This is a genomic window from Fibrobacter sp., from assembly GCA_012523595.1.
Taxonomy (GTDB): Bacteria; Fibrobacterota; Chitinivibrionia; order Chitinivibrionales; family Chitinispirillaceae; genus JAAYIG01.
Window position 1 is genome coordinate 1 of the sequence record JAAYIG010000227.1, and the last position, 6,308, is coordinate 6,308.

The 6,308-nt window shown below is 44.2% G+C and carries 4 protein-coding genes; 2 read left to right on the forward strand and 2 right to left on the reverse strand.

Going from position 1 to position 6,308, the window contains the following annotated elements; all coding sequences use genetic code 11:
- Positions 1–236 precede the first annotated feature (236 nt).
- Both GX089_16160 and GX089_16165 read left to right on the forward strand, forming a co-directional pair.
- Positions 237–680: a cupin domain-containing protein gene (locus GX089_16160; GenBank protein ID NLP04029.1), complete on the forward strand. Its 444-nt coding sequence runs from the start codon at positions 237–239 to the stop codon at positions 678–680.
- Positions 681–682: 2 nt separating this feature from the next.
- Complete coding sequence (locus tag GX089_16165) at positions 683–1,975, forward strand: O-acetylhomoserine aminocarboxypropyltransferase/cysteine synthase (GenBank protein NLP04030.1); 1,293 nt, start codon at positions 683–685, stop codon at positions 1,973–1,975.
- Positions 1,976–2,639: 664 nt separating this feature from the next.
- Here the strand turns inward: GX089_16165 and argS are convergent.
- Entirely contained in the window at positions 2,640–4,322 is a 1,683-nt protein-coding gene (gene argS, locus GX089_16170) for an arginine--tRNA ligase (protein ID NLP04031.1), read from the reverse strand.
- Between the two features lie 114 nt (positions 4,323–4,436).
- A complete protein-coding gene (locus tag GX089_16175) occupies positions 4,437–6,116 on the reverse strand; it encodes a hypothetical protein (protein ID NLP04032.1) in 1,680 nt (559 codons plus the stop codon).
- Between the last annotated feature and the right edge of the window lie 192 nt (positions 6,117–6,308).

Sequence of the window (6,308 nt, forward strand, 5' to 3'; positions counted from 1 at the left end):
CAAGTACCAGTCCTCTGATTGGGAGGTAAAAAGTGTAGCAAAAACCGGGGCAGTTTTTCCGGTATCAGTCTCACCTCCGAGGAAAATTATTGCTTCAGGCTAATGTCACTATTGCACATCTGAGGTACGGCCGTGAGAAATGCCTATCCTGCAAAAATCCCATACAATGCCTCCCTAAAAAAGAGTATTTTACAGAACTAATCACTAAATATTATCATCTTCTCTCCGGAGATCATGTGAACTCTTCTTTCAATCCCTTTGAGAATTTCCGATGGAAGGATATCGATCATCTTGCCTATAAAGAAGACGGGTCACTATTTAAAGGAGTTACCAGACAGGTACTCTTCGATGGCAGCGATGATATTAAGTGTCAATTAAGATATTTCGAAGTCGCTCCGGGGGGGCATACTACTCTTGAATGTCATGATCATGTTCATGTCGTGATGGTTATAAGGGGAGAGGGTGATGTGCTGCTGGGTGATCATCTGCAGCATGTAAAGCAGTTCGATGTAGTAGAGATCGGCTCCCGGACCTGGCATCAGTTCCAGGCTACTGGCAAGCAACCTCTTGGTTTTCTCTGCCTTGTTTCCTCCAACAGGGATCGTCCCCACCGTCCGGACCCTGATGAGAAACAGCAATTGTTAGATAACCCATCAATTTCCGATTTCCTGAGGTTTTAAAAATGGACTCTGAAAACAAAACCGGATTTGAGACCAGGATGATTCACGCGGGGCATAGATGTGACCCATATACCGGGTCAAGTACTGTCCCTATCTATCAGACATCTTCTTATGTGTTCAATGATGCCGATCATGCGGCTCGTCTTTTCGGGCTCAAAGAGGAGGGATATATTTATTCCCGCATCAGCAATCCTACCACCTCTGTTTTCGAGGAAAGGATGGCTGCGCTGGAGGGAGCTGTTGGTGCGGTTGCTGTTTCCAGTGGTATGGCTGCTCAGATGGCGGTGTTTATGACTCTTCTGCAGCCCGGAGATGAAGTCGTTGCCTCATCACATCTCTACGGCGGATCGGTCGTACAGTTGACACACCTGCTGAAGAAGATGAACATAAGTGTTAAATTCGTTGATCCAATAAATATCAGGAACTGGGAAGAGGCTTTGACTCTCAGGACAAAGGCTCTTTTCGGAGAAACTATTGGAAATCCCTCTGGAAGCATACTTGACATAGAGGCTATTGCAGCACTGGGGAGAAGTCGCGGGATACCTTTGATTGTGGATAATACTTTCGCAACCCCGTTTCTATGCCGTCCATTTGAATATGGCGCTGCAATTGTAGTGTATTCTGCAACCAAATTTATCGGTGGACATGGAAACTGTATCGGTGGGGTAGTGCTCGACAGTGGTAATTTCGATTTTTCCAGATTCCCGTCAATTGCTGACCCCTCACCTGCATTTCACGACTGCAAATTCCTGGAAGATTTTGGGCCCATGGGTTTTCTGATAAAACTCAGGCAGGAAATTGTACGTGATGTGGGGTTTTGCATCTCTCCGATGAACTCATTCCTGCTTATCCAGGGTCTGGAGACCCTTTCTCTTCGGATGGAGAGGCACGTTGAGAATGCTATGAAAGTCGCCTTCTTCCTGGAAAATCATCCAAAGGTAGCCTGGGTGAATTATGCCGGTTTGAGCAGCAGTCCATTTAACAGCCTCTGCCGCAAATATTTTCCTCTGGGACCAGGATCTGTGTTCTCTTTCGGCCTTAAGCCATCTGATGGAAAAGATGTGCGGGATGCAGGTAGAACTTTTATCAGCCGTCTTAAGATATTTACCCATCTGGCAAATATCGGTGATGTAAGAAGTCTGGTCATCCATCCTGCTTCCACTACTCATCAGCAGTTAAGTGATGAGGAACTGAGGGATGCTGGAATCGGTCCTGAACTTATCCGGCTCTCAGTTGGGCTGGAAACTATCGATGATCTGTTTAGTGACCTTGAGCATGCACTGGATGACATTTGATACGGGTTACATGGATTGAGGAACGATCTTACCAGATCTGATCCTCATCGGGTTACCTCTGGGATGAATATTTGATTTAACGACTTAAGTCACGATTTTACCTCAGAGGTACGTTTATGACTTATGCATTAAGTCATAATTTCACCTCGAAGGTAATCTTCAGACCCAGAATAGACTGGATTCGCCTTGAACCCCTCTCTAAGCATCTCCTCTACATTGTCACCTTGTTTAAGAACACAAACCTTAATCTCCTTTTTTCCCATTTATCCGGGGCAATCCACACAATCCCCAGTAATTTCAGAATGAGAGAAAAAAGTTTCAATCTGAAAATTGTTAAACCACTGTGTCATCTCCGGGGTGAAAGAATGAAATTTGCAAGGGAGGACTATCTTCTTACTATTCCCAAAATTCTCATTTTGATAAAATCTATCTTGATATGAATTCTAAATCTGAGAAGAGGTATTCAGTTTGAAAATCATTAAGTTGATATGTTACCTCTGAGGTAAAATTTTTCTCAGAGACGCTTATTTAACGATTTAAGTCACGATTTCACCTCGGAGGTACTTTTTTGATTTACACCTTAAGTCATTATTTCACATCGAAGGTGAAATCGGAATTGACCTACTGTCTTTAGTCTCTTTTTCATCTCCGAGGTAATCCCCTTTTACATCTCCTCAATCGTCTCTATCCCCAGCAGCCACAGACATTTCCCCAACACAGTCCTGAACGCATTCACCAGGTTAAGCCTGAAAGCTTCATTCTCACTTCCTATTACCTGGCAGGAGTGGTAGAACTCATTGAAGATCTGCGAGAGGTCAAAAGCGTAGTTGGCGATTACAGAGGGAGAGAGCCGCTCATCTGCGTATTTAACAGCCGTGGAAAAAGAGTAAAGCTTCTTTATAAGCTTTGTTTCCGGATTTTCCTGTGTAGTAGGAATGGAAAACTCAGGGAGTCCGGCTTTACGCAGAATCGAGGATGCACGGGCATAGCTATACAGAAGGTAAGGACCTGTGTCTCCCTCAAAACTGATCGCCTTTTTCGGATCGAAAAGCATGTTTTTGGTGATATCGATTTTAAGCAGCGTGTATTTGATCGCTGAGAGAGCAATTTTCAGGCTCCTGTCCTCCATCTCCTCCTCTGTGAGCTGATACCGCTCCTTCAGTTCCTCTGCAGCCAGATTTTTTGTTTCTTTAATCAGATCATCTGCGTCAACAACAGTTCCCTCACGTGATTTCATCCTTCCCTCAGGAAGTTCTACCATTCCGTATGAGAGGTGCTTTATCTTCTCAGCAACAGGGTATCCCAGTTTACGGAAAATGGCAGCAAGGACAGCAAAGTGGTATTCCTGCTCATTGCCCACGACGTAGATCGACTTGTCATAATGGTATTCCTGGTCTTTTATGAGTGCCAGGTAAAGGTCCTGCACGATGTACACCGATGTCCCGTCAGGTCTCAGCAGAACTTTTTCACCGAGTTTATAATCATCGAGGTTTACCGTTATGGCCCCGTCCTGTCTCCGGGCGAAGATTTCCCTCTCCAGCCCCTCGATCACTATCTCTTTACCTGATTTGTAAATCAGACTCTCATAGTATTCTTTGTCAAAGGAGATCCCGAAAAGCCTGTATGTTTCCCTGAAACCGCTCAGTGCCCACTCGTTCATCTTTTTCCAGAGTTCCACAGTCTCAGGGTCGCCGGCTTCCCACTTCTGAAGCATCGATTGAGCCCTCTGGTTCCATGATTCATCCTCTGCAGCTTTTTTACTGAAGAGAACGTAATAATCACCAACAAAATGATCGGATTTCTTGCCAACCTCCACAGGTGTCTTCCCTTCACCAAGTTCCTTGTAGGCAAGCATCGATTTACAGATATGGACTCCCCGGTCGTTATTGATTGATGTCCTTGTCACATGGTTGCCGCTGAAAGAGAGTATCCTTGCTACGCTTTCACCGATAGAAATGTTTCTTAGGTGTCCCAGGTGAAGAGGTTTGTTTGTGTTGGGGGAGGCGAACTCCACAACAATCCCGAGCCCGTTTTTCCCTCTTCCGAAATCCGGAGAACAGGTATCTGTGAGAACCCTCCGGGCCAGAACTTGTTTATCGAGGTAAAAGTTGAGGTATCCCGATATGGCCTTTACAGATTCAAACTCAGGAGGAAGTTTGAGGCCTGAGGCAAGCTGCTCTGCAATAACCGGAGGACTTTTGCGTAAGATACGGGCCAGAGGAAAACAGGGGAATGCAAAATCACCCATCTGCTCAGAAGGGGGAATCTCTATTAATCTCTCAATTTCCTCTGATGTCAATTTTCCCGATAATTCGGAAGAAAGCAATTCTACTATGATATTTTTCACTGGCTGACCTGACCTCTTACCTTGGTTTTTTGATAAATGATTATATTGATTCTAACTAATAAAAAGTTGTTTGTTATTAGTGTATCTGCGTAGAAACGTAAATACTGAAATTTATTACTGCTGAATGTTAGCCTGTGTCACCGTCATCTCCAGCATTTCAAAAACCTCTTTGTCGAGATATTTCTGAAGAGGTGTGCGGTTCTTCTGAAAACGATCTATCGCTTCTTTGATATTGTTCTTTTCCAGCATCTCATAGATCTGAATAATTTCTGATTGTGCCCGTTCCTGGTTTTTCCTCAGATTCTCATCACTGGATGCTGTCTGTGGGGCAGGGGGCACTTCCTCTTTCTTTTCCACAATATAGGCTATATTGCTTTCTGATCCCAATTGCTCGGGATTCTCAATTGTAATCTCCAGAATCTCATAAGCATCTTTTGTCAGGAATTTGGCGAGAAATGCCTTCTCCTTGTTAAAGCGGCTTTTCGCTGCCCGGGTCTTGTTTTTGTCAAGAAGATCATAGATCTCAACCGATATCTGGAACGCACGATTCTCATCCCTCTGCAAGGCTAACCGCTTTTCAAGAAGAATGCTGTCCTGACGGGCTTTTTTGATCTGCTCTCTCCTCATCCTCGCCTGCTCAACTGCCGCTATACTGTCAAGCTTCTCCTGCGCCTTTTTCTTGGCTGTGTTCAACATGTCATCGAAAGCAACACCTTGTGAACTTTCATGAGATGCAAGCTGACCAATCTCTTCGCTCATTTTGGTGTTGTCCGGTGATGAAATGCTGAGGATAGCTTCATCTACAAGTGCCACTTTGTCCCTTGAGACACCGCAGGGTTTGAGTACGGTCCGCATGTATTTGTCTGCATCCTTAACACCTTTTGATCTGAGAATGTTCAGATTGACCCTTACCAGTGAATCCTCTCTGGTTCCCATTCTGCCCGATACCCTGTCAATGAGTCCGGAAAACTGCGATGCTTCGGATGCTGAGAGGTTTGCTTTGATATTGGAAAAACGGATTTTGGCCGAAGAGATAAGATTCCTTGCCTCGGAAATGCGATTGGCGCTGATACATTTGAAGGCAGAATCAACCTCTGCCTTGATAAATGGCTTCTCTGCCGCGGCAAAAGTAAGTCCGACAACACGGGTTTCAATACTGGAATACTGTGATTCAGATATTGCGAGATAAGATCTGTTCCGCAGACAGTAACCCAGTTCCTCCTGTGCCTTCTCAAGATTTCTGTTCGCAAGGTTCTTTTCTATGGAATAAAGAACCTCTTTTGAGATCGCCCTGTATCTTTTGTTGAACGAGGACGCAACTTCGTTTGCCTTTGAAACATCAAGCCTGCTCATAAGTGTATGAATTCGTTTAAGTGTGGCAAAATCAGGTCTGGATTTTCCCACCTCAGCATTGAACCGCACTATCAGTTGATTGACATCCTGCTGGCCCTTCTGCATCTGCTGCAGAACAAGATCCCTCTCTTCAAGGTAAATCTGAGCCTCAAGTTCACCAACTTTCCAGATAACGTATCTCTCATTTGGATCTCCCTTGGCCAACTCCCGTAAATTTCTTGCGATTTTCTTGGCCTCAGCTATCGCCTCTCTCTGCCTGAAACCAACTCCTGCAACACTGGCGGCTTCGGTCAGAACATAGAATGCCCGGCCTATAGAGCCGTCAATAAAGCCCTTGCTCAAATATTTCTTGTTGGGGGCGGCAAAGGTTTGGTTTTTGCCTGGTGAAAAAAAGAAGAATAGCAGTATAATGGATATTATCTTGATTTCAAAAGATTTCATTTAAAATTCTCTCGTCTACATAAAGTAATTTCCTTTACTTCGGATGCCAATAAAATTCTGTATAGCTGTGTGACAACAAGGGTGTTTATCTGTTATTTTACAAGACTTTACAGTAACTTGCACTTCTATTTTTCTTGAAAAAACCAAAAATATTAAAAAATAATGACTCAGAAATAACGTACTTTATAGATA